This window comes from Streptomyces sp. NPDC007808, assembly GCF_042868655.1.
Lineage (GTDB): Bacteria > Actinomycetota > Actinomycetes > Streptomycetales > Streptomycetaceae > Streptomyces.
In genome coordinates this window covers 129,023-152,847 of the sequence record NZ_JBIAEQ010000010.1, presented here as the reverse complement: position 1 = coordinate 152,847, position 23,825 = coordinate 129,023, and the positions used below count along the sequence as shown (strand labels likewise).

Genomic DNA, 23,825 nt, shown 5'->3' with positions numbered 1-23,825 from the left:
CCAGACTGTCCGAAAACTCGCGGGACTTCACGGACTCGATTCGAGGAACAGGGAATGAATGTGGGTGGGGAATGCCTGGCGCCAGCAGCATGACGGTCCGTCAACTCCCGCTCAGAATAGGCAGAACGCGCTTCGACGCAACTGAGTTCGGGCGGTCTGGACAGCGGGCGAGTGACACTGCAAGAGTACTCGGTATGAAGATCATGTACCACGAGCCCCCACGGTCTGTTCCCCTCCCTCTGGCGTCCGGCAATGAGCGCCTGGAAAACAACACGACACGGCATGGCCATTTCGCGGATACCGGCGCCGCCTTATCCGAATACCCGCCACACCTTCTTGTGCCCGCGTTACCCGATATGCCTGCAGAGGGTGAGGTGTTCACCCCATCATGGCTCGCAGGACACCTCCTTCGGGCGTCGGTCGGCCGGAAGCATGACGGTGGAACGGCCGGCCCGCTGTCCTCCCGCGGCGGCACCCGGGTACGCCCCGGCGAGCGTCGGCCGGTCGACGGCGATCTCCCCGGGGTGCCCGCATGACCAGTACCGAAGTGACGCCACGACACAAGCCCGGACTGGCACTAGTGGTACTGGCCGGGGCGCTGGCGCTGGATGTCAGTGGCCTCGGGGTGCTCAACGCCGCCCTGCCGTCGGTCGGAGCACGGTTCGACCTGGACGACACCACGCTCCAGTGGGTCATGATCGCCTACGCCGTGACGTTCGCCGGCTTCCTGCTGGTGGGTGGCCGGCTGGCCGATGTCCTCGGCCGACGACGCGTGTTCGAGTTCGGTATCGCCCTGTTCACGGTGGCCGCGTTGGTCGGGGCCGTCGCCCCCGACATCGGGGTGCTGCTCGGCGCGCGGGCGGTCCAGGGCATCGGTGCGGCCTTGTCCGGTCCGGCCGCACTGGCCCTGCTGACCGAGGTGTTCGAACCCGGCCCGGCGCGCAACAGGGCACTCGGCGTGTACGCGGCCGTCGGAGCGGCGAGCTTCAGCGGCGGGGTGCTGCTGGGCGGCGTACTGACCCAGTTCCTCGGCTGGCGGTCGGTGCTGTGGTTCTCGGTCGTGGTGGGAATGGCCGTGCTGGCCGCGACACGCGCCGGGCTGCCAGGCGGAGTCGGGCGCGGCGGCCAGTTGGACCTGCCCGGTGCGGTCTCCGGCACGGCCGGCCTCACCCTGCTGGTCGTCGGCGCGAGCACCGGCGGCACATTGGCCTTGTCCTCACTCGGCCTGGCAGTGGTGTTCCTGCTGCTCTTCGTCGTGCGCGAGCACCGCACCACGGATCCGGTGCTCCCTCTCGACCTCTTCCGGGTCACCTCGGTACGCACCGCGAGCCTCGCGGCGTTCCTCCAGTACATGGCCTCGGTCGGGATGCTGTTCTTCGCGCCGCTGTATCTGCAGGGGATGCTGGACTACTCCCCGTTCGAGTCCGGTCTCGCGCTGGTGCCGATGTCGGCGGGCGTGTTCCTGACCGCCAACTTCGTCACCGGGCGCCTGCTCACCAAGTACACGCCGCGCATGCTGATGACCGTCGGGCTCGTCCTGATCGGTGGCGGAACAGCGCTGTGGATGAGTACACCGCCCGACGGCGACTATCTGTTGCATGTGCTGCCCGGCATGGTGATCAGCGGTATCGGTCAGGGACTGAACTTCCCCGCGATGACGTCCGCCGCGCTCACCGGCGTCGAGCCCGAACGGCACGCGGTCGCCGGGGCGGTGAACGTGGTGGCACAGCAGATCGGCGCCAGTATCGGGGTGGCGGTCATGGTGCTGATCGCGGCGACCGGCGACGACCAGCTCACCGGCTACCATCTCGCCTATCTCGCAGCCGGTGTCGGCTGTGCGCTCGGAGCGCTGGTCATCGCCATGGCGGGCCGACGGACCGGCACGGCCTGAGGAGCTCACATGGGGAACGGCTCGCGGGGCGACAGGCCACTCGGCGCGGTGGCCCCGCGAACCGCCGATCGTCGCGAGGTGGCCGGGAGCCCGGGGTCCGGGCGTACGGGCCCCACGAGGCCGCGCCGGCGCAGGTGGCCGGTGTGGTTCCTGGCCCTGTGCGCGGCGTGGGCGCTCGGTGCGCTCGCCTGGGCGGCCGTCACGCTGCTCACGCCGGCCGGTGACGGCCCGCAGGAGGCGGTGGAGCGCAAGGCGGGGATGCACCATGAGCAGCATCGACCCGCGGGGCGCTACTACATACCGACCCACGCCGAGGTGACGGAGGACGGCACCGCCGTGCTCCGGTACGAGGTGGGCGACAGCCAGGACTCCGGCGTCGAGGACTTCCTCCGTACGTACGGCGTCGACGCCGAGCCGCAGCGCACCGGCCCGGCCGAGGTGACGTACTCCGACCGCTTCGGCGACGTACGGCGAACGTTCACGGTCACGTACAACCCCTCGCCCGAGCCCGGCGGGTACGACTACGCGCGGATCACCGTCAGAGCCAGGGGCACCGACACGAGCTGAAGGGCCATGGCAGCGCTCTCCATGGCTCATCATGAGCAGAGCGCGGCGCATCACGGAGCCTGCGAACGAGCGTGTCCGACCTGTGGGGGGGGAGCGGAGGTGTGTCGCATCCGCCGGATGGTCCGCGACGGTGTGCGGGGGGTGGCGCACGTGTCAGGCGGCGTGGCCCGCCGGCCGGCCTCCCCGGTGCTGCACCCGCCGCTGCGCGTATGGCTCGGGCTGATCGCGGCCGTCGGCGCGCTGGCGGTCGTCGTGTTCGGCGTGCTGTACGCCGGCCACAGCGAGCCCGCCCGGGTGGACAGGTGGATCGTCCGGCCGACCGCGGACAGTGCGGGGCCGCCGTGGCGGTACCTCGCCCTGGCCGTCGACTTCCTGGGGGAGCCGGTGGGAGCGGCGACGCTGGTCGTGGTCACCGTGACCGGCTGCCTGCGGCTTCGGCACCCGCGCGCGGCGGTCCTCGCCGTCGCCGGTGCCGGCCTGGCCGTGGCGACGACGAAGGTGCTCAAGCCCTTGGTGGGGCGCACCATCCACGGCGACGGCAACCTGTCCTACCCGAGCGGGCACACCGCCTTCCTCACCGCGCTCGCCGTCGTGGTGGCGCTGCTCGCGGCCGGCCGGGCCGGCCTCGGCAGGACGGCCGGCACGCTGGTGGTGCTCACCGCGGCACTGGTCGCCGGCGGCGCCATGGGGTGGGCGCAGGTCGCCCTGGGTGCGCACTACCCGACCGACGTCCTGGGCGGCTGGTGCACCGCACTGGCGGTGGTACCGGTGACCGCGTGGCTGGTCGACCGGACGGCCGACCGGACGGCCGACCGGACGGCCGACCGGACGGCCGACCGGACGGCCGACCGGACGGCCGATCGGCCGGTCGACCGGGCGGCCGACGCCGGCCGGCAGGAGCTGCGCTGACGCCACGTCATACCGAGCGGCGGAACACGGGCTTCACCGGTCGCCCGCCCGTCCAGGGGGTGGGGTCGGCGGCGTCCAGTGCCTTCCGGTACACCGCACACGCCTGGGCCACCACCTCGACGGTGTGGTCGATGTCGGCGTCGCTGAGCGCGCTGCTCACCACGAACGACGGGGCGAGCACCCCGCCCGCGAGAAGTCGGCGCAGGAAGAGCGTGCGGTACCGCTGCGACGGCCGCAGGTTCTCGTCGAGGGTGGCGAAGACCAGGTTGCTGGCCCGGCCCCGGACGACGAGGTGGTCGCCGACGCCCATGCCGGCCGCGGCGGCGCGGACCCCGGCGGCCAACCGCTCGCCGAGGGCGTGCAGTTGCGCGGTGACGCCCTCCTCCACGTAGGTCCTCTGCACGGCCATCGCGGCGGCCAGGGAGTGGGTCTCCGCACCGTGCGTGGTGGACAGCAGGAACACCCGGTCGCCGGAGTGACGCAGCCCGCCCCGCTCCATCAGTTCGCGGCGGCCGGCCAGCGCGGAGACGGCGAACCCGTTGCCCAGCGCCTTGCCGAAGGTGGAGAGGTCCGGGACGACGCCGTACAGGCCCTGGGCGCCCGCCTCGGACCAGCGGAAGCCGGTGATCATCTCGTCGAAGACGAGAACGCAGCCGTGCCGGTCGGCCAGTTCGCGCAGGCCTGCGAGGTACCCAGGCGGCGGCTCGGTGTGGGTGGCGGGTTCGAGGATCAGGCAGGCGACCTCGTCCTGGTGGCGGGTGAGCAGCTCCTCAACGGCCGCCAGGTCCCCGTAGGGGAACGCCACGGTGAGTTCGGTGGTCGACTCCGGGATGCCGGCGGACATCGGTGTGGTGCCGATGAACCAGTCGTCGACGGAGAAGAACGGATGGTCCGCGCAGAGGGCCACCCGCGGGCGCCCGGTGGCGGCGCGGGCGAGACGCACCGCGGCTGTGGTGGCGTCGGAGCCGTTCTTCGCGAACTTCACCATCTCGGCGGTCGGCACCGTCGCCAGGAAGCGTTCCGCGGCCTCGACCTCCACGACGGACGGCCGGACGAAGTTGCTGCCGCGGTCGAGTTCCCGCCGCACCGCCTCGGTCACCCGCGGGTGGGCATGGCCGAGGCTGACCGACCGCAGGCCGGAGCCATACTCGACATAGCGGTTGCCGTCGACGTCCCACACATGGGCGCCGCGGCCGTGGCTGATGACCGGGGCGAGGTTCTCGGGGTACTGGTCGTCGCCCTTGGCGTAGGTGTGCGCGCCGCCGGGGACCAAGGCGTGCAGCCGTTCGTTCGCCGCCTGCGACCGGGGGAGGAGGAGCTCTTCCACGCCGACTTCATCCTTCCTGCTGCTTGAGGACCTCGGCGAGGCTCGGCGCCTCCCGGTCCCGCTGGGACATCGAGGTGACCGGCAGCGGCCAGGGGATCGCGAGCTCCGGGTCGTCGAAGGCGATCGTCACGTCCTCGGCCGGGTCGTGCGGGCGGTCGATGCGGTACGAGGTGTCGGCGGTCCCGGTCAGCGCCTGGAAGCCGTGCGCGCATCCCGCCGGGATGTACAGGGTCGCCTGTGTCTCGCCGGACAGTTCGAAGAAGGTCCAATTCCGGTACGTCGGTGAGGTCGGCCTCAGGTCCACCACCACGTCGAAGATCCTCCCGTACGAGCACCGCACCAGCTTGGCCTCGCCCGCGCCGGAGCGCAGGTGCAGGCCGCGCAGCACGCCCCGGACCGAGCGGGACAGGCTGTCCTGGACGAAGGCGTCCGGGTCGAGGCCCACCGAGCGGACCACGTCGGCGTCGAAGGTGCGGCAGAAGAAGCCGCGTTCGTCGGCGTACGGCGTCGGCTCGAAGAGGAACGCGCCCGCGATCTGCGGGACTTCGGTCGCTTTCATGGAGTCTCCTGCCGGGGGCGGCGGTGGGCGTGGGCTCGGGCTCGGGTGCGGTCGGGCGAGCGGAACAATGCCGCGGTCAACTCGGTGAACTGCTCCCTCAGTTCCGCGGCGGCGACCAGGTTCCGCTCGGCGAGGGCCAGCCGCAGCTCCGCCGATCGCTTCTCCAGCTCCCGGAACTGCTCCCACAGCCGGTCGGCGTCCATCTCGCGGGCCGGATGGCAGTACGGGCCGAGGCCCATCCGGTCCATGAGCGCGTCGCTCTTGGCCGCGTAGCTGAGTGCGAGGGTCGGCGTTCCGGCCTTCAGCGCGCAGACCAGGTTGTGGTACCGGGTCGCCACCACGGTGTCGGCAGCCGCCGTCTCCCTCATCAGGTCGGCCAGCGAGGCCGCCTCGGCCGCGGTGACCAGCGGTGAGTCCACCGCGTCGAGGATGGCGGCGACCACCGGCGCGTCGCACTCGTCCCCGGTGAGCAGCCGGACCGGCCTGCCGTCCGCCACCAGCGCGCGGACGAACCGGGTGGTCCCGTCGAGGTAGCGCCGGTGGATCTCCTCGGCCAGGGCGCGGTCGTCGTTGCCGCCGTGGAAGTCCATGACACCGACGCAGACCAGGCCCGGCGGGCCGTCCGGGGGCGCGCTCGCCTCCGGCGCCGGCAGGGCGAACGCCAGGTCCGGGTGGACCTCGTCGTGCACGGTGTCAACGCCCATCTCCCGCATGGCGTCGCGGGACCGGTCGTCACGGTAGGACCGGTACGCGGCCAGCCGGGCGGACCAGCGCACCAGCGCCCGGGTCGGCCGGTCGCCTATCGGGGCGGCGCCCACACCGACCAGTGCGACCCGGGTGCCGAACAGCCGGCCGGACGCGCACAGCAGGAACAGCGAGTACGGGAAGCCCCACGGCCGCAGCGGCAGCGTGGCCTCCAGGACGCCCATGCCGGGCACGATCACCACGTCGTGGCGGCGCACCCAGGCCGCGGTGCGGACGACGTCGACGAGTTTGCCCAGCCCCTTCGCCGCGATCGCGCCCGCACGTGACGCGGTCCGGTACTCCCCGCGGTACCAGTGCAGCCGGGTCGCGGGGATCCCGTACCGGGCCGTGACGACCTCGGGTCCGCCGCACAACGCGTCCACGACCGCCTCCGGGTGCTCGGCGCGGAGGTAGCCGAGCACGGCCTCCAGCGACCCGTCGTTGCCGAGGTTGCCGGAGCCGAGCAGGCCGAACATCCCGACGCGTACGGCAGGTCTCATGTCCGCCGCCCCTCGCGTCCCGCGACGAGGTCGTCGAGGCGGACGGCGAGCTCGGCCGGGTCGACCGGGGCGCGGTCCTCGACCCGCTCGCCGGCGCCCGGCCGGACCCGACTCGTCATCCACTCGCCCAGGTGGCGGTAGCAGGCGCGCCGGTCGGCCGCGGACAACGGCGCCCGCCGGATCGCCGAGACGAACCCCAGTACGTACTCGGCGAGCAGCCGCGGCGTCGGGTGCAGCGGGCCCGCCCGGCGCGGGTCCAGATTGACGCACCGGGCACGCTTGCTCGGGTTCGCCCGCTCGGCGCGCGTGGGGTGGTCGCGGCGGAAGTACAGCAGCTCCGGCACCTGATGGAAGGGCCCCTGGAGGACGAGCTGGGCGACGAACGTGCGGTCCGCGTGGTGGTAACTGTCGTGCGGGCGCACCCGGCGCAGCATGTCGGCGCGCATCACCCCGTAGAAGTCGTCGCCACCGGGCTCGAACAGGAAGCTGCGGAAGCGCTCCGGCGCGTGCGGGGAGTCGGTGGCGAGCCCGTACTCGTACGGGACCTTCACCTGGCCGTCGCCGTCGATGACCGCCTGGCCGGAGTGCGCGAGGACCACGTCGGGCCGCTCGTCCAGTGCCTCCACACAGCGCCGCAGCAGGTCCCGGGCGTAGAGGTCGTCGTGCGAGGCCCACTTGAACAGCTCGCCGCGGCACTCGGTGAAGACGTGGTTGTGGTTGGGGGCGGCGCCGATGTTCCTCAGCAGCCGTATGTACCGGATGCGCGAGTCCCGCGCGGCGTACTTGCGGCAGATCTCCTGGGTCCCGTCGGTCGAGGCGTTGTCGGAGATGACCAGCTCGAAGTCCTCGTAGGTCTGGCCGAGCAGGGCGTCGAGCGCCTCGGCGAGGTACTCCTCGCCGTTGTAGACGGGCAGGCCGATGCTCAGCCGGGGACGGTCGGTCATGGAGTCCTCACTTCGGGGATGGAATCGTGGTGGCGCTCGCGCAGGGCGGACCGCAGGTGCAGCCACCACACGGCCGAGCCGCCGACGGTCGCGGCGGCGACGCCCCAGGCCGAGCCGACCGTGCCGGCCGCGGCGGCCCCGCCGAGCCCGCCGGTGACGTAGCAGGCGGAGGCGAACAGCTGGCTGCGCAGGCTGCGCCGGGCCGCGCCGAGCGCGCGCAGCCCGGCCGCCGCTCCGGTGCCCAGACCGGCGCCCGCGACGCCGAGCGTGGCCGGCACGATGAGCTCGGAGGCGGCGTGCCAGACGTCACCGAGCACGAGCTCACCGGCCCGGTCCGGCACCAGCAGCAGTGCCGCGCCCCACAGCAGCGCTGCGACGGCCTGCGCGCCGCCCAGCACGAGGCAGAACCTGCCGAGCCGGTGCGGGGCTTGCCGCAGCACCCGTGCCGCCTCCGCGACGGTGACCAGCGAAAGACCCATCAGGACCGCGAGGAAGGGCCCCAGCAGGAGTTCGGCGCCCCGGATGACGCCCACCGCGCCGACCCCGACGATCGCGCCGAGCCCGTACGCCCGGAGCTGGCTCGCGCCGCTGACGGATGTGTTCTCGACCAGGTACCGGTAGCCCAGGTCGCGGTGCTCGCGCACCCACTCGCGCGCTCCGGTCCACCGGGGCCGGACCCCGGACTGGAAGCAGCCGTACACCGCGGCCACCGCGGCGGACGCGCCCCAGGCGAGCACGAACGCGGCCACACTGCCCACGCGGGCCGCCACCACCATGGCCGGGACGAGCGCGAGGCCCCACACCAGGTCGTTGACGAACGCCTTCCGGCCGGCGCCGGCGGCGAAGAACGCGTACCGCCAGGCGTCCTGCAGCAGCAGCCCCGGCAGCATGACGCCGAGGCAGACGAACGCGGGTCCCACGGCTCCGCCGACAGCAAGGCCGACCACCGCGCACGCCCCGCCGACGGCCGCACCGACACCGAGCGCGGTACCCGACGACCGGGCCACCGCCCCGCGCCAGGACCAGTCCGGCACACCGCTGAAGCGCACCACGAGCGGGTCGGTGGCCAGCCCTCGGGAGACGCTGAGGACCACGCCGTAGGTCACCCAGGCCAGGCTGAACACGCCGAACGCGGCCAGCCCGAGCGAGCGTGCCACGTAGATCCCCACCGCGAAGTTGGTCATGCTGGAGGCCGCCTGGTCCGCCAGCCCCCAGGACAGCCGGCCGACGACGGCCCGCCGGGCCGACCCGGCCGGTCCCGTCGTCCTCCCGCCCCTGGTGGTCATCGGCGTCATGCCTTGATCAGCGCGGCGCCGTGCAGGGCGTCGGCCGCGGCGGCGACGGTCTCGAACGGCAGCCCGGACCGCTCGGCGACGTCCAGCAGACTGTGCTCGCCGTCGGAGAGGCTGAGCACCCAGAGCATGGCCATCTGGGCCTGCTTGGTGTCGCTGCGGCCGCCGAGCGCGTCGTACAACCCACGCCGTCCCAGCTGTGGTTCGCCGTACGGGCTGAGGTTGACGTACCGCCGGTTGCGGTCCAGGACGGCGAACGCCTCACGGCAGACCGCGAGGGTGTCCGCCATCGCCTCCGGGGAGACGAAGTCCAGGTTGTCCGCCGAGGTGTGGTACTCGGGGTAGCCGGCGTACGGGGTCCGGCTGAGCGAGCCCACGCCGAGATCGAACCCGGGTGAGCAGAACTGCCGCTCGTCGTAGCCGTACGGAGTGAACTCCGTGACCTGGTGGGGGCGTTCGGAGGCGGCCAGCACATGCCGCATCACCCGGTCGATCTCCGCGTCGCCGCGCCTGCTCCGCTTGTACGTCAGCCGGCCCGGATCGCCCGCGCAGGCCAGCACCAGGCCGTGCCTGACCCGGTCGACCCGCTCCGCGTTGCGGGCCAGCCAGGTGATCGCCCCGATGGTGCCGGGCGCGAACAGGAACCGGTACGTGTAGTGCGGCGTCCGCTCCGCCAGAGCCCGGGCCAGGAACGTCGCCACCGCGATGCCGGCCAGGTTGTCGTTGGCCAGCGACGGATGGCAGACGTGGCAGGAGACGATCACCTCGTCCGACACCTGACCGGGGACCACATGCTCGGCGTAGGTGAGGTGGCCGTCCGCGAGGGTGGAGTCGACGCACACCTCGTAGTCGCCGTCCGGCATCGCGTCCAGGGTCTCCTGGGACAGGCAGAACCCCCACTCCGGCTTGTAGTAGCTGGTGCGGTACGGCACCCAGGACGGGTGGTCGGGCAGGGTGTGCAGGTGCGCGCGGAGTTCGGCCAGCGGCATGGTCCGCGACACCGGCACGCTGTAGCCGAGCACGTGCAGGCTGGAGGCGGCGAAGTCGACGACCCGGTTGCCGGCGCTGTCGGCGATGTACGCGTCTCGGATGTTCCACTCCTGCGGCACCGTCCAGTCGAGCACCCGGGTCCCGGTCGGCACCTCGCGCACCTGGAGCGGGATGTACTCGCCGATGATGTCCAGGGTGGCGCGCACACCGTCGCCCGTGATGCTCCGGCACAGCGGGTACAGCCGCTCCACCAGCGCGTACATCTCCTCGCCCGGCGGGGGCGTCGACGGGTCGCCGGCCGCGGTCACCGGCGCCACCGCAGGGTGTCGTCCACGGCGCCCGCGTCGGACGCCGTACGCAGCACGGCCAGCCGGGTGAAGCGCCGCTCGAAGTCCTCCCGGGTCAGCCCGTGTGCGCGGTAGGCGTCGGCGAGTTCGAGCGCGCCCTGCTTCACCGTCCACTCGCAGTCGAAGCCGGGCACCGCGGCGCGGAACCGGGAGAAGTCCACCCGGTACGAGCGCGGATCGGCGCCGGTCTCCCCGGTGATCACCACCCGCGAGCCGGGCACCGCCTCGGCGACCTGCTCGGCGATCTCGGCCACCGTGACGTTGTTGGTCTCGCTGCCGATGTTGAACGCCCGGTCGTGCACCGCCTCGCGCGGCGCGCTCAGCGCGGCCGTGAAGGCCCGTGCGATGTCGGCGGCGTGCACCAGCGGGCGCCAGGGCGTGCCGTCGGAGAGCACGAGGACCTCACCGGACAGCAGCGCGTGGCCCACCAGGTTGTTCAGCACGATGTCGGCGCGCAGCCGGGGTGAGAAGCCGAAGGCGGTGGCGTTGCGCATGAACACCGGGCTGAAGTCGCCGTCCGCGAGCGCATGCAGGTCGTCCTCCACCCGCACCTTGGACTCCGCGTACGGCGTCACCGGGCGCAGCGGCGCGTCCTCGCCCACCAGGTCGTCGCCGCCGGCGGCCCCGTAGACCGAGCAGGTCGACGCGTACACGAAGCGCCGCACCCCGGCGTCGCGGGCCAGCCGGGCCAGGCGCACGGAGGCGTGGTGGTTGATGTCGTAGGTGAGCTCCGGCGCCAGCGATCCCAGCGGGTCGTTGGAGAGCGCGGCCAGGTGGATCACGGCATCGACCCCGGCCACGTGTGCGGCCGTGACGTCACGCAGGTCCACCCGGTGCCCTCGCGGGTCCGCGGGCGACGGGCCCAGCACGCAGTCGGCGAACAGGCCGGCGTCGAGGCCGACGACCTCGTGCCCGGCGGCGGCCAGGACCGGGGCCATGACGGTGCCCAGGTATCCCTGGTGTCCGGTCAGAAGTACGCGCATGGTTCAACCCCCCAGGTTGAGCGTGAGTTTGGTGACGGCGAACGCCTCGGCGTATCGCTCGTGGCATTCGATGCCGCGGATCCGGGCAAGGCCGAGGAAGGCCTCCCGGTCGTACCAGGGCCGGTGGCGCTGCGAGGGGTAGTGCTCCTGCAGCAGCCGTACCTTCTCCTCGGCGATCTCCGGCGACAGCGGCTGGTACGCCGTCGGACGGCCGAGATCGCCCTCCCACTTGACGATCTCGTAGCCGAGCACCAGGTGGTCGCGGAAGGCGGTGGGTATCAGCTGCGCCAGGCCACGGTGATCCTGGTGCGCGTCCTCGGTGCGCGGGGCGAGGATCAGGTCCGGGTCGCTCTGCGCGCGCAGTTCCTCGACCGCGGCCTTGGCCTCCTCCCAGTGCGCGGGCAGCCGGCCGTCCGGCAGCTTGTGCACGGTCAGTCGCAGGTCGGCGCCCGGGCAGAAGGCGGCGAGCGCGGCCTGCTCCTCCTGCTCGCGCTCGGTGCCGCCGCCGGAGAGCACCAGCGCGTCGACACGGACACCCGGCCGCGCCAGGCACAGCGTCAGCAGCGTGCCGCCGGCCCCGATGGCGATGTCGTCGCAGTGCGCGCCCACGGCGACGATCCGCTCCGGCTGCCCGGCCTTGAGCCGGATCACCCGCTCACCCCCGCGCCCTCCCGCTCCCACACGGCCCATGGACGCTCGCCCCGTGCGTAGGCGGCGTCCAGCGCGGCCCGCTCCTTCACGGTGTCGGTCGGCTTCCAGAAGCCGCGGTGGCGGTGCGCCACCAGTCGGCCGCGCTTGGCCAGCTGGGCGCATCCGTCGGCGACCAGGTCCCCGTTCTCCGGAATGTGGTCGAAGACCTCCTGGCGGAGCACGAAGTAGCCGCCGTTCTCCCACAGCGGCAGTTCGCTCACCGCGGTGATGCCGCCCACCAGGCCGTCCTCGCCCAGCTCGACGCAGTGGAACGAGGACTGCGGCGGCACCACCATCATCGAAGCCCCGGCGTCACGCCGGGCGAACCGGTCGATCATCTCCGGCAGCGGGGCGTCGGTGAGCACATCGGCGTAGTTGGCGAGGAACATCTCGTCGCCGTCCAGGTGGTGTCGCACCCGGCGCAACCGCTCCCCGATCGGCGACTCGACGCCGGTCTGCGCGAACGTGATCGTCCAGTCCGAGATGTCCGTGGACAGCAGCTCGGTCCGCCCGCCCCGCAGCACGAAGTCGTTGGACGTCGTCTCCTCGTAGTTGAGGAAGAAGTCCTTGATGTGATGGGCCCCGTACCCGAGGCACAGGATGAACTCCGTGTGGCCGAAGTGCGCGTAGTAGCGCATGACATGCCAGATCAACGGCCTGGGGCCGACCATCGCCATCGGCTTGGGCACGTCGTCGGACGCCCCGTTGCGCATCCGCATCCCGTAACCGCCGCAGAACAGAACGACCTTCATGCTGTGACCTTTCGGGGCGCGACCTCGACGATGCTCAGTTCCGGAATGGGAAAGACCAGCCGGCCGCCCCACTCGTGCACGAACGACAGCTGCTCGACCAGCTCGGTCCGCAGGTTCCACGGCAGGACGAGCACGTAGTCCGGCTTGTCCGCGGCTATCCGCTCGGGCGGCAGGATCGGGATGCGGGTGCCCGGGGTGAACCGGCCGTGCTTGTAGGGGTTGCGGTCGACCGTGTACGGCAGCAGGTCGGGCCGGACGCCGCAGTGGTTGAGCAGGGTGTTGCCCTTGCCCGGGGCGCCGTAGCCGACGACCGTCTCACCGCGTTCGGCGGCCTCGACGAGGAACTTGAGGAGGTCCCTGCGCACCTTCGCCACCCGGGCGGAGAACTCGGTGTACCCGGACAGCTCCTGCAGCCCGGCGGCCTTCTCCCGGGCCAGCACGTCGGCCACCTGTTGCGTCGGCTCTCCCGCCACCTCGGCCGGTCGGGCCCACAGCCGGATCGAGCCGCCGTGCGTGGGCAGCAACTCGACGTCCACGAGGGCGAGTCCGCCACTGGCCAGGGCCCGGGAAGCGGAGGCGACCGTGTAGTACTGGAAGTGCTCGTGGTAGATCGTGTCGTACTGGTTCTCCTCGATCAGGGTCAGCAGGTGCTGCACCTCGACGCTGACCCAGCCGTCGTCGGCGACCAGGGCGCGCAGCCCCTGCGTGAACCCGATCACGTCCGGGATGTGCGCGTACACGTTGTTGGCCACGACCAGGTTCGCCGGTCCGTGCTCCTCGCGGACGGCGGTCGCGGTGTCCGGGTCCAGGAACTCGGTCAGCGTGGGCACACCCGCCTCCCGCGCCGCCGCGCCGACGTTCACCGAGGGCTCGATGCCCAGGCAGCGGATCCCCCGGTCCACCACGTGCCTCAGCAGATACCCGTCGTTGCTGGCGACCTCGACCACGAAGGCGTCGGGGCCGAGACCGAGGCGCTCCACGGCGCCCGTGACGAACGTCCGCGCGTGCTCCACCCAGGACGTCGAGTACGAGGAGAAGTACGCGTACTCCTTGAACGTCTCCTCCGGCGTGATCAGCGGTGGGATCTGCGCGAGCCAGCAGTCGGTGCAGACCCGCAGGTGCAGCGGGTACGCCGGTTCCGGCCGGTCCAGTTGGTCCGCGGCGAGAAAACTCTCGCACGGTGGCGTCGCCCCAAGGTCGACGACGCTCGCCAGCGCCGCCGAGCCGCAGAGTCGGCATCGTGTCATGTACTGCCCCCCATTGATTCCGTCCGATCCGCGATCGCGGTGCGGTACTCCTCCACCAGGCGCTCCAGGCCGACGGCCGGGCTGAAGCCCCGCTCGTACCGGCGCCGGGCCGCCCGGCCCATCTCCCGGCCCAGGGCCGGCTCGGCCGTGATCCGGCGTATGCAGGCCGCGAGCGAGGCGGACTCGCCCGGCCGGTGCAGCAGCCCGGTCACGCCGTCCTCGACGAGTTCGACGAAGGCGCCGTGCCCGGCGGCGACGGCCGGGACCCCGGCCGCCATCGCCTCCACGACCACCAGCCCGAACGCCTCCAGCCACGTCGAGGGAGCCACCACGGCGACCGACCGCGCGACCGCCTGCCGGCTCCGCGCGGGGTCCAACAGGCCGACGTACCGGACGTCGTCGCGGCCCGCCGCCCAGGCGGTCACCTCTCGTTCCAGTGGCCCCGCGCCGGCGACCACGAGCGGCACGCCCACACCGCCCTGCGCGGCGATCTCGTCCCACGCGGCCATGAGCAGCCGCACGCCCTTGGCCTCCGCGAGCCGGCCCAGGTACAGCAGGTGCTCACCGGTGCCCGACCGGCGGTCGTCCGGGTCGGGGACGAAGTTGTGCTTCACCACCAGCCGCTCGGGCGGCATGCCGGACCGCACCAGGACATCGCGCTGCGCCGCGGAGATGCAGAAGAACCGCCGCACGCCGGACCACCACCGCCGCCGGTTGACCGACAGGCTGACCGCGAGCGGCACCGTCGCGAGGCGGGAGCCGCGGTAGCAGCCGTGCCGCACCGCGGGCAGCGGCGCCGCCGAGCCGACGCACTCGGTGCACGGCCGGCCGTCCCGCTGCAGCGTGCCGGGCGGGCACACCTGGGTGTAGTTGTGCAGCGTGGCGACGGCGGGCACGCCGGCGTCCGCGCAGGCGGCGAGGACCGCGGGCGACAGCAGCGGGAAGACGTTGTGGACGTGCACCACGTCCGGCCGGTCGGAACGCAGCCGGGCGGCGAGTTCGGTGCGGACCGCCGGGTTCCACGGCACGAGGAGCGGTACCGCGACCTTGCCGAGCAGGGACCGGGCGGCGATGTCGTCGCTGCGCCGCTCGAACACCTCGACCCGGTGTCCGGCCCCGCGCAGCAGCGCCACCTCCTGGTCGACGACCTTGTTCTCCCCGCTCGGCTGCGCCGAGGCGTAGCGGTTGTGCACCACGAGGACGTGCATGCTCAGGCCACCTCCGATCGTCGGGCCCATCGCGGGACGTGTCGTGGGGGGACTTCGGGCGCCGAAGGGGGAGCGGCCGCGGCGGGCGCCGCCAACAGCGAGGCCGCCACGGCCAGATGCAGCAGATACGGCGAAGCGTCGCCCAGCCCGGCCTCCGTGTACGACGCGATCGCGCAGTAGCTGATCAGGAAGATCGCGCAGGCCCTCGACAGCGACGGTGGCCGAAGCAACGCGACGCCGCCCAGCACGACGACGAACGCCGCCACCAGGGTGACGCCGGTCATCCCCTGCTCGTGGTAGACGGCCAGCCAGCTGTTGTCGATCGGCAGCCCGTCGAACGACTTGTCGCCCAGCCCCACGCCGAACAGGTGCTCCGAGGTCGTCCGGGGCGCTGCCAGCAGGGCGTCCCAGACCTTGGCCCGACCGGTGAGGTTGGAGAAGTTCTCCTTGCTCTGTCCCCGCAGGAACCACGCTTGCAGCGCGGAGGCGAACCCCACCGCGGCCACGGCGGCGCACACCACCGCCCAGCTGAAGAACCGGCGGGCGGCGGCGCTGGTCAGCACGAGCGAGCCGATCGCCAGCGTCAACCCGATGAGCAAGCCGATCGTGGCCGTGCGGGTATGGGTCAACGCGAGCAGGGCGAGTGACGGCACGATCACCACGGCCGCGCTGCCCCGGTCGGTCCGGCGGCCCAGTACGAGCAGCACGGTCAGCCCGGTGATCACGGCGGCGTACTGGCCGATCTGCGGCGGGGTCAGCGGCCACAACGCTCCGACCAGCCGTCCGCCGTAGAGCTCGGGCATGGCCGCGCCCGGTGAGATGGCCAGCCCGGCGGCCACCGACCCGAGCACCGCGAAGTACATCCGGATGTGGTGCCGTACGAACGTCGCACTGCCGTCCCACCAGCGGCTGAGCAGCCACAACGTGCTGACGAACAGGGCCAGCCGGGCACAGCGGAACAACGCGCCGACCCCGGACTCCAGACTCGCGCTGGAGATCAGGCTCGGGACCAGCAGCAGGGTGAGCAGGAACAGGAAGGCGCCGGCCCGGATGCGCAGCCGCGGATTGACCGCGAGCGCCAGTGCGAACGCGGCGACCAGCGCGCCCATGGTGACCATCTGGATGAGGGAGCGGGGCAGCGGGACGATGGTCCTCGCCCCGGCCGAGCCGAGCGTGTTGAGGACCAGCAGCCCCCAGGCCGTCCCGACGATCTTCGACGTGTGGTCCGCGCGCACCTCAACCACCGTCCCGTGCACGCAAGGTGCTGCCCGCGTCCTGCCGGTACGGCGTGCCCCGCCAGCCGCGGAAGCTGAGCACCCGGCTCGGGTCGTGGGCGACGAACTTCCAGGGACCGACGTACACGTTGTCGTGCCAGCGGTTGTGCTGCCTGCGGGTGATCGCCTCGGCCACCCGCTCGCCCTGGTACGGCGACCAGTCCGGGTAGGTGCCGTAGTTGGCCAGCACCGCCATGCGGTCGCACTTCGCCGTGCACTTGACGACGGACTTGTCCAGCACGAAGCGGTTGTCGTGGATGTCCACCCGCTGGGTCTTCCACCGGCAGTCGGCGTAGAGCGGTGGCTCGGCGATCGCCGGTCTCGCGCAGCGGTCGGTGTCCCGCACCAGCAAGGTGCACTCGCCGGAGGAGGTGTTGGCCGGGCTGTTGCAGAACCGGTCGGCGTTCTCCCACAGGGTGATCCCGGACCAGTTGTCCTCCAGCACGTTCCGGTAGATCTCGATCTTGTCGGTGCGGGCCTCGATCCGTGGCTCGCCGCCGGACTCGGACAGGTAGAGCGTCGCGTACGGGAAGGTGTCGCCTCGCTCGGCCCGCCTACGGCCCTCGACCCAGTTGTTCCGCCGGATCGTGTTGGTCCGGATGACCGCGTTGTAGCTGGTCTCATAGATCAGGGCGGCGCCGTCGTTGGCCTCGATGACGTTGTTCTCGATGCGGAAGTCGTTGTTGTTGGTGTCCGCCCACAACCCCGTCCCGCGGTTGTCGTGCACCCAGTTGCCGCGCACCTCGGCGCCGTCGACGGCCCAGAACTTGACGCCTCCGGTGCAGCCGCAGCCCTCGCGTCGCCGCTCCCAGTCGTCGGTGTTGTTGCCCACGATCTCGTTGCCCTCGACCACCAGGCCGGTGATACGGCCTGTGGCCTTGTACGCGTTCATGCCGTACTGGCCGTTGCCGCGCAGGCAACTGGCCCGGATCCGCTGGCGGGCACCGGCCATCAGTCCGGCACCGGAGTTGTGCTGGATCGTCGCGTGCTCGATCACCCACCCGTCGGCCGAGTCGTGGTTGACCACGCCCTCGTCCGGCGGCGCGACGAAACGCTGCACGGTCAGATGGCGGATGCTGACGTCGCGGGCACTTCCGCCGAACGCGTACCGGTTCTTCTTCCGGCCGTCGAGCACCGCGCCCGGCGCACCGAGGTAGCGGTTCCCCTCCTTGGGGACGACCTGGGCGTAGCGGTCCGGGGCGAGCCTGTGCCTGCCCGGCCGAAGCCAGAACGTGGTGTTCGGTGGGCTGTTCCGGGTCTTCGCCGCCAGGTCGCCGACCACCGCCGGGTCGACCGTCACCGCGCCCGCCGGTGCCTGCGCCGGCCCCGCCGCGGGCTTGGCGCACACCCGGGCCACGGGGGTGGACGCCGGCGCGGCGGTCGGCCCGGCCTCGGCGTCCGACGTGCCGTCACAGCCGGTCGCCGCCAGCAGGGCCAGCGCCAGCGGTGCCGCAGCCGACGCCCAGTGCCTCTTGCTCACCCCCACGCGCCCCCCTCGGGGGCGTCGAACCTGAGCAGGGTGGCGAAGCCCGCCGAGCCGTCGGTGAAGCCGGTGCCGACCAGCGTGGTGGCGGGCTCCCTGCGCCCGAAGCCCGCGGAGTACCAGCCCAGCGGCGGGTCGGTCTCGCCGCGATGCGCCCGCCAGTCGAGCTGCCCGGGCAGGTCGAGCACCGCGGAGCGCCCCTCGCCGTCCCGGGTCCAGGTGAGCACGGCCCGGTTCCCCCTCAGGTCCGCGGTGATCGCCGGACCCAGGTGGAACGCCAGTCGCACGGCCCGGCGCGGACCGCGCACCTCGTCGACCACCTTCAGTTCCCGGCTCGCGGCCGTCAGCTCCACCAGGCGGCGGTGCACCGAGCCCTGGTAACCGTCGTGCTCGGCGCACCAGCTGGCCGTCCCCCCGTCAGCGGCGCCGGAGGTGTCCACGGCAAGGACGCGGCTGCGGGCATGCCGCGTCCACAGGAACGGGCCGCCCGAGACGGACTGGTCACCGTCGTCCAGTTGCAGGGTGTTGTGCCCGAGCGTGGACCGGAAGTACCGCCGCCACACGGGCTGCCCGTGGTAGCAGTACGTGCCCGGGTCGGCGAGCACGTCGACGCCGTCGTGCCGGACCTCCACCGACAGCGCGTCCGCGTGGGCGTGTGCGGCAATGGACAGGAATCCGTGCGGACCGCCGTCGCAGCGACACCAGATCTCTCCCGGACCGCGCAGGACGGTGAGCCCCGCGTCGGCGAAATGGGCCGGCCGGCTTGCCGGGCGGGTCACGGACGGTGCGCCTGCGCCCTTCCCGTACGGCTCGATGAGCGCGGCCAGCAGCGAGGTGCGCACATCGGTGCCGGTCACCGCCGGCCACCAGGCGAGCCGGCCGAACACGGCGTCCCCGGTGGCCAGCAGCGAGGCCCAGCGGTCGGTGCCCGCGCCGTCCACGACCAGACCGTGACCGTCGTCCGCGTCCCCCTGGCGTGGCGGCCGTAACCGGCTGTCCACGACGGCCGCGAGCGCGTCGGTCATCCGCAGCAGCACCAGCCGGACGGACCCGGGGACCGGCACGCGGGCGGCATCCGCCTCGGCCAGCGCCGCCAGGCCGAGTTCCAGCACGAGGCCGTGGTACTCGGTGGCCAGCTCGCGGTTGAGACCGGAGGCGAAGGTGTTGCTCCGCAGATGCCGCTCCAGCGACCGCAGCGCGTCGGCCCGCCAACGCGGCGAGGCGGGGAACCACCCGAACGCGCAGGCCGCGGCCAACTGCCCGGCGGCCTCGGCGATGACGTGGTTGTTCGCCGAAGACCCCCGGCTGGGAAAGGCGGCCAGCCAGCGCTGGTGGTGCCAGATCTGCCGCAGCGCCACCGGGTTGCCCTCGAACAGCCCGGCCGCGCCCGGCCAGCCGTCGAGCAGCCGGCGGATCCACACCCAGGACAGCAGCCGGATGCCCAGCTCGATGCCGCTGATCCAGTGCACACCGCGCAGCGGCGGGTTGGCCGCCCACCAGGACCGCAGATGCCGGGCCACCCGCTCGGCGTACCGCTCGTCCCCGGTGATCGCGTAGGCCGCGGCGAGCACGGTGAGGTACTGATGCCGGGACAGCTCCCAGATCTGTTTGATGTCCCCGACCGCTTCCTCGCTGCGGTACGGCACGTCGAAGGCGTAGCCGAAGGGAGCGCGGCGCCCGGTCTTCGGGTCGTACCACCAGTCCGGGTCGGTCAGGTCGTCGCGGACCACCCCGAAGTACTCGACGTGCCCGTACATCAGCCGGTCCGCCTCGGCGACGAGACGTTTCGCCGCGTCCGCGGGGACGGCGGCGATCGCCTCGGCGGGCAGGACCGCGGTGAAGCGGGCGCCGGTCACGGTCGGGCAGGTGGGCCGCGCCGACCGCCACCGCCGCCTGCGCACCGCGTCGCCCACCCGGCCGGCGACCTCCTGCGGCCCCATGCGGGACAGCCGCCGCAGGTACCAGCCCGCGCTCATGCTCATCGAGGCCCCGCCAACGTCACCGGGGCACCGGTCGCCAGGCCGGTCTGCACGGCGAGGGTGGCCGCCGTGGTGGCGACCAGCGACTCAAGCGGCACCGGCATCGGCCCGCCGGTCCGCACGGCCTTGACGAACGCGGCCAGCTCGGCGTTCTGGCCCTTGTCCCGGGCCTTGGGCAGCCGCGAACTCACCCACCGCTTGGAGCGGCCGTCGTAGACAGTGGCACGGACGAAGTCGTCGAGCCGCAGCGCACGGCCGTCCGCGACGAGGTCCAGCGTCTCCTTCGGGAAGCCGCCCGGGCCGGTGGTGACGTAGCTGATGGTGGCGGTGGACCCGTCCGGGTAGCGCAGCACGACCTGCAGGTCGTCGTTGCCGGGCGTGGCGACCGCGTACACCGAGACCGGGTCGGCCTCCAGCAGCCAGCCGGCCGTGTCGATGAAGTGTCCGCCCTCGCCGACGAACCGCGAGCCCTGGGTGCCCTGTTGGAGGTACCAGCTGCCGTGGTCGAGGCGGCCCGCGTTCACCAGATAGCGCAGGTTCGCCGGACCGCTCCGGGCGCCGAACCGCTGCTTGGCGTCCCGCAGCAGGGGCGCGAACCGGCGGTTGAAGCCCACCTGCAGCCGGTCGTTGCCGGACTCCTCGACCGCCGCGAGCACACCGGCCAGTTCGTCCTCGGTGAGCGCCAGCGGCTTCTCCACGAACACCGCCTTGCCGGCCAGCAGCGCCTTCCGGGTCAGTTCGGCGTGCGAGCTGTGCCGGGTGACGACGAACACCGCGTCGACGGACGTGTCACCGAGCACGGCGTCGAGATCGGTGGTCGCCTGGGCGAAGCCGAACTTCCGCTGCGCGTTGGCCGCGGACAGCGCCGTAGTGGTGACGACGGTGGACAGCTCGACGCCGTCGCGCTGGGCCAGGTGCGGCAGCAGCATCGAGCTCGCGTAGTTCCCCGCGCCGACGAACGCGAGGCGCACCGGAGTGCCGGCAGCCCGTGCCGGACCCCGCTTCACGTTCACGGCGGGCACGGTCACCGCCGGGGCCGCTGCCTCCTGCGCTCCGCCCGCCGGTTCGGGGTAGCGGAACAGCACCGCAACGGCCTTGAGGTCGCCGTCCTTCAGGCTCCGGTACGTCTCCACGGCGTCATCGAAGTCGGCCACGTGGGAGACCAGCGGCTCCACGTCGACGCTGCCGCGGGCGAGGAGGTCGAGGAAGCACGCCAGGTTGCGCCGCTCGGTCCAGCGTACGTAGCCGATCGGGTAGTCGCGCCCCTCCAGCTCGTACTCCGGGTCGTAACGGCCCGGGCCGTAACTGCGGGAGAACCGGACGTCGAGCTCCTTCTCGTAGTACGCGTTCCAGGGCAGGTCCAGGCGGCACTTGCCGATGTCGACGACCCGGCCGCGGTCCCGGCAGAGCCGGGCGGCAAGCTCGACGGGCTCGTTGCTGCCGCCGCCGGCGGCCAGGTACACCTGGTCCACGCCGTGACCGCCGGTGAGTTCGGCGACGGCGGTCTCCACGGCCGCGGACGCGGGATCGCCGCAGGCCGCGGCGCCCAGCCGCTCGGCCAGTTCGCAGCGCACCGGGTCGGGGTCGACGCCGACGACACGCACCCCCGAGGCGGCCAGCAGCTGTACCACCAGCTGCCCGATCAGCCCGAGGCCGATGACCAGCGCCACTTCGCCGAGCTGCGGCTCGCCCTGGCGGACGCCCTGCAACGCGATCGACCCGACGGTGCCGAAGGCCGCGTGCCGCGGCGCGAGGCCGTCCGGCACCGGGGTGTAGAGGTTCTTCGGCACCCAGTTCAGCTCGGCGTGCAACGCGTGCTCGTTGCCGGCGCAGGCCACGAGGTCGCCGACCTTCACGTCGTCGATGCCCGGGCCGACCTGCTCGATCACCCCGCACAAGGAGTAGCCCAGCGGCGTGTACGAGTCCAGCTTGCCCATCACCTTGCGATAGGTGGCGGGCACCCCGTTGGTGGCCACGCTCTGCATGACCTTGGCCACCTGGTCCGGCCGTGAGCGTGCCTTGCCCAGCATCGACATGCCGGCCTCGGACACCTTCATCAGCTCGGTCCCCGTGGAGATCAGCGAGTAGGCGCTGCGCACCAGCACACCGCCCGGCTTGCACCCCGGCACCGGCACGTCGAGCACCGCCAGCTCGCCGCTCTTGTAGTTCTGCACAACCTGCTTCAACCCGAACTCCTCTGATTCCTAAGCCGATGACCGAGTGCTCTGGCCGGACCCAGAGGTCGCGTCGCGATACCAGTACTCGAGGGTCAGCACATGCCACAGATGCTTGGAGTAGTCCCGCTGCCCGGCGGCGTCCTCGGCGACGAGCCGCCGCAGCGCGTCGCGGCGCAGGAACCCGGAACGGACGAGCTCGCCGTCGTTGACCACCTCGCGCACCAGCGGTGCCAGGTCCCGGCTCATCCAGGCCCGCAGCGGGGCGCTGAACAGGCCCTTGGGCCGGTACACGATCTCCCGGGGCAGGATGGAGGTGGCCGCCTCCTTGAGGACGGCCTTGCCCTGCCGTCCGACGATCTTGCGGTCGCCGGGCACGGCGAACGCAGCCCTGACCACCTCGACGTCCACGTACGGCACCCGCACCTCGGTCGACGCGGCCATGCTGGAGCGGTCCGTGTAGGCGAGGTTCAGGCCCGGCAGGAACATCCGCGCGTCCGTCAGGCACATGCGGTTGACGAAGTCGTCGAGCTCGTTGTCCGCGTAGGTGTCCGCATGCTCGGTCAGCACGTCGTCGACCGACCCGGCCAGGTCCGGATCGACCAGGGCGAGCAGCTCGCCTCGGTCGTACATGGTGTAGCTGCGCCGGAACGCGGTCTCCTCCGGCAGATCGGCGAAGGAGAGGAACCGCTTCGCGAACCGCACCGACCGGTAGCCGCGGCGGGAGGTGGCGACCGGCAGCCGGTCCACGGCCGCGGACACCCCGCGCCGCAGGGGCCGCGGAACGCGCTGGTAGCGCAGCGCGAGCAGATTGGCCAGGTGCTTGCGGTACCCGGCGAACAACTCGTCGGCGCCCATGCCCGAGAGCATCACCTTCACCCCGGCCTCCCGGGCGGCCGAGCAGATCAGGAACGTGTTGATCGCGGCGGGGTCGCCGATCGGCTCGTCCAGGTGGTACGTCATCCGCGGCAGCAGGTCGAGCACGTTCGGGGCGATCTCGATCTCGTGCAGGTCGACCCCGAACCGCTCGGCCACCCGCCGGGCGTAGCGCAGGTCGTCCGGCATCGCCTCGAACCTGGCGTCCTCGGCGCGGAACCCGATCGTGTACGCGGAGATGCCGGGCCGGTGACGGGCCGCCAGCGCGGTCAGATAGCTGGAGTCGAGGCCGCCGGAGAGGAAGGTCGCCACGGGTACGTCGGAGAGCAGGTGCCGCCGGGTCGACTCCTCGACCGCGGCGGCCAGGTCCGGCTGCTCACCGCTGCGGGCCCGCTCGCGCCCCTCGGCGGCGACGTCCTTCAGGTTCCAGAACCGGCCGCGCTCCACCCGGCCGTCCGGCAGGCACCTCAGCCAGCTCCCCGGCGGCAGCTTCTCCGCCTCGCGGAACGCGCACCGGGAGTCCGGCACCCAGTAGTACAGCAGGGAGGCCACCAGTGCCGCATGGTCCACCTCCAGGGACCCGCCGGTCGCGGCTGCGAGCGCCTTCAGCTCGGAGGCGAACGCGAGGCCCTCGCCGCGTCGGAGCAGGAACAGCGGCTTGATGCCCAACTGATCGCGGGCGAGCACCAGTTCACCGGTGCGTTCGTCGAAGATCCCGAACGCGAACATGCCGCGCAGCCGGGGGAGGCAGTCGGTGCCCCAGCGCCGCCAGGCCTCCAGGAGCACCTCGGTGTCCGAGGTGCCGCGGAAGCGCACCCCGGCGGCCGCCAACTCGGCACGCAGCTCGGGCGCGTTGTACAGCTCGCCGTTGTACGTCAGGGCGAGGCCGTCCGAGACCATCGGCTGCGCGCCGGTCTCGGACAGGTCGATGATGGCGAGCCGGCGGTGCCCGAGGTGCACTTCGCCGTCACCGACGGCGTGGCCGTACCGGCCGGCCCCGTCCGGGCCGCGGTGGGCGAGGGTCTCGGTGAGCCGGTCGGTGACCGGCTTCCCGTCCGGCCATCGATACGTACCCGCGATGCCACACAT

Annotated in this window: 18 protein-coding genes and 1 pseudogene; 3 read left to right on the top strand and 16 right to left on the bottom strand. The window is 72.4% G+C overall.

What is annotated here, in order from left to right:
- The first annotated feature begins 532 nt into the window (after nt 1-532).
- The 3 genes and pseudogenes from ACFYNL_RS33890 to ACFYNL_RS33880 all read left to right on the top strand — a co-directional run.
- The gene (locus tag ACFYNL_RS33890) at nt 533-1,891 is read left to right on the top strand and encodes an MFS transporter (RefSeq protein WP_388810411.1); all 1,359 of its coding nucleotides are present in this window, start codon (nt 533-535) and stop codon (nt 1,889-1,891) included.
- A 141-nt stretch (nt 1,892-2,032) separates the two neighbouring features.
- A complete protein-coding gene (locus ACFYNL_RS33885; protein WP_388810408.1) occupies nt 2,033-2,458 on the top strand; it encodes a hypothetical protein in 426 nt (141 codons plus the stop codon).
- A gap of 162 nt (nt 2,459-2,620) precedes the next feature.
- A pseudogene (locus ACFYNL_RS33880) lies at nt 2,621-3,280 on the top strand (phosphatase PAP2 family protein); the annotation flags it as partial.
- Between the two features lie 94 nt (nt 3,281-3,374).
- Here ACFYNL_RS33880 and ACFYNL_RS33875 read toward each other — a convergent pair.
- Genes ACFYNL_RS33875 through asnB form a run of 16 tightly spaced genes read right to left on the bottom strand, consistent with a single transcriptional unit; the run spans nt 3,375 to nt 23,825 of the window.
- Nucleotides 3,375-4,694, bottom strand: a complete 1,320-nt coding sequence (locus ACFYNL_RS33875; RefSeq protein WP_388810405.1) for a glutamate-1-semialdehyde 2,1-aminomutase — start codon at nt 4,692-4,694, stop codon at nt 3,375-3,377.
- 7 nt (nt 4,695-4,701) lie between these two features.
- Nucleotides 4,702-5,253, bottom strand: a complete 552-nt coding sequence (gene rfbC / locus ACFYNL_RS33870; protein ID WP_388810403.1) for a dTDP-4-dehydrorhamnose 3,5-epimerase — start codon at nt 5,251-5,253, stop codon at nt 4,702-4,704.
- The gene (locus ACFYNL_RS33865) at nt 5,250-6,497 is read right to left on the bottom strand and encodes a polysaccharide pyruvyl transferase family protein (protein WP_388810401.1); all 1,248 of its coding nucleotides are present in this window, start codon (nt 6,495-6,497) and stop codon (nt 5,250-5,252) included. Before ACFYNL_RS33865 ends, rfbC begins: the two co-directional genes overlap by 4 nt.
- A complete protein-coding gene (locus tag ACFYNL_RS33860) occupies nt 6,494-7,441 on the bottom strand; it encodes a glycosyltransferase family 2 protein (protein WP_388810398.1) in 948 nt (315 codons plus the stop codon). Before ACFYNL_RS33860 ends, ACFYNL_RS33865 begins: the two co-directional genes overlap by 4 nt.
- Nucleotides 7,438-8,736: a hypothetical protein gene (locus ACFYNL_RS33855; RefSeq protein WP_388810396.1), complete on the bottom strand. Its 1,299-nt coding sequence runs from the start codon at nt 8,734-8,736 to the stop codon at nt 7,438-7,440. The genes ACFYNL_RS33860 and ACFYNL_RS33855 overlap by 4 nt, the downstream gene beginning before the upstream one ends.
- Nucleotides 8,733-10,040 (bottom strand): DUF4910 domain-containing protein, encoded by a 1,308-nt coding sequence (locus ACFYNL_RS33850; RefSeq protein ID WP_388810394.1) that lies wholly within the window; start codon nt 10,038-10,040, stop codon nt 8,733-8,735. Before ACFYNL_RS33850 ends, ACFYNL_RS33855 begins: the two co-directional genes overlap by 4 nt.
- Entirely contained in the window at nt 10,028-11,053 is a 1,026-nt protein-coding gene (locus ACFYNL_RS33845) for an NAD-dependent epimerase/dehydratase family protein (protein WP_388810391.1), read from the bottom strand. Before ACFYNL_RS33845 ends, ACFYNL_RS33850 begins: the two co-directional genes overlap by 13 nt.
- Nucleotides 11,054-11,056: 3 nt before the next feature.
- Nucleotides 11,057-11,704: a PIG-L deacetylase family protein gene (locus ACFYNL_RS33840; protein WP_388810388.1), complete on the bottom strand. Its 648-nt coding sequence runs from the start codon at nt 11,702-11,704 to the stop codon at nt 11,057-11,059.
- Nucleotides 11,701-12,495 (bottom strand): glucose-1-phosphate cytidylyltransferase, encoded by a 795-nt coding sequence (locus ACFYNL_RS33835; protein ID WP_388810386.1) that lies wholly within the window; start codon nt 12,493-12,495, stop codon nt 11,701-11,703. Before ACFYNL_RS33835 ends, ACFYNL_RS33840 begins: the two co-directional genes overlap by 4 nt.
- Nucleotides 12,492-13,742: a class I SAM-dependent methyltransferase gene (locus tag ACFYNL_RS33830; protein ID WP_388810383.1), complete on the bottom strand. Its 1,251-nt coding sequence runs from the start codon at nt 13,740-13,742 to the stop codon at nt 12,492-12,494. The genes ACFYNL_RS33835 and ACFYNL_RS33830 overlap by 4 nt, the downstream gene beginning before the upstream one ends.
- On the bottom strand, nt 13,739-14,950 hold the full coding sequence (locus ACFYNL_RS33825) for a glycosyltransferase (RefSeq protein WP_388810380.1): 1,212 nt from the start codon (nt 14,948-14,950) through the stop codon (nt 13,739-13,741). The genes ACFYNL_RS33830 and ACFYNL_RS33825 overlap by 4 nt, the downstream gene beginning before the upstream one ends.
- Nucleotides 14,951-14,952: 2 nt before the next feature.
- A complete protein-coding gene (locus ACFYNL_RS33820; RefSeq protein ID WP_388810378.1) occupies nt 14,953-16,185 on the bottom strand; it encodes an O-antigen ligase domain-containing protein in 1,233 nt (410 codons plus the stop codon).
- Nucleotide 16,186: 1 nt separating this feature from the next.
- Nucleotides 16,187-17,710 (bottom strand): right-handed parallel beta-helix repeat-containing protein, encoded by a 1,524-nt coding sequence (locus ACFYNL_RS33815; RefSeq protein WP_388810375.1) that lies wholly within the window; start codon nt 17,708-17,710, stop codon nt 16,187-16,189.
- Nucleotides 17,701-19,689 carry an alginate lyase family protein gene (locus tag ACFYNL_RS33810; protein WP_388810372.1) on the bottom strand — a complete coding sequence of 663 codons (1,989 nt, stop codon included), beginning with the start codon at nt 19,687-19,689 and terminating at the stop codon, nt 17,701-17,703. Before ACFYNL_RS33810 ends, ACFYNL_RS33815 begins: the two co-directional genes overlap by 10 nt.
- The gene (locus tag ACFYNL_RS33805) at nt 19,686-21,872 is read right to left on the bottom strand and encodes a bi-domain-containing oxidoreductase (protein WP_388810370.1); all 2,187 of its coding nucleotides are present in this window, start codon (nt 21,870-21,872) and stop codon (nt 19,686-19,688) included. Before ACFYNL_RS33805 ends, ACFYNL_RS33810 begins: the two co-directional genes overlap by 4 nt.
- An 18-nt stretch (nt 21,873-21,890) precedes the next feature.
- Nucleotides 21,891-23,825, bottom strand: a complete 1,935-nt coding sequence (gene asnB, locus ACFYNL_RS33800; protein WP_388810367.1) for an asparagine synthase (glutamine-hydrolyzing) — start codon at nt 23,823-23,825, stop codon at nt 21,891-21,893.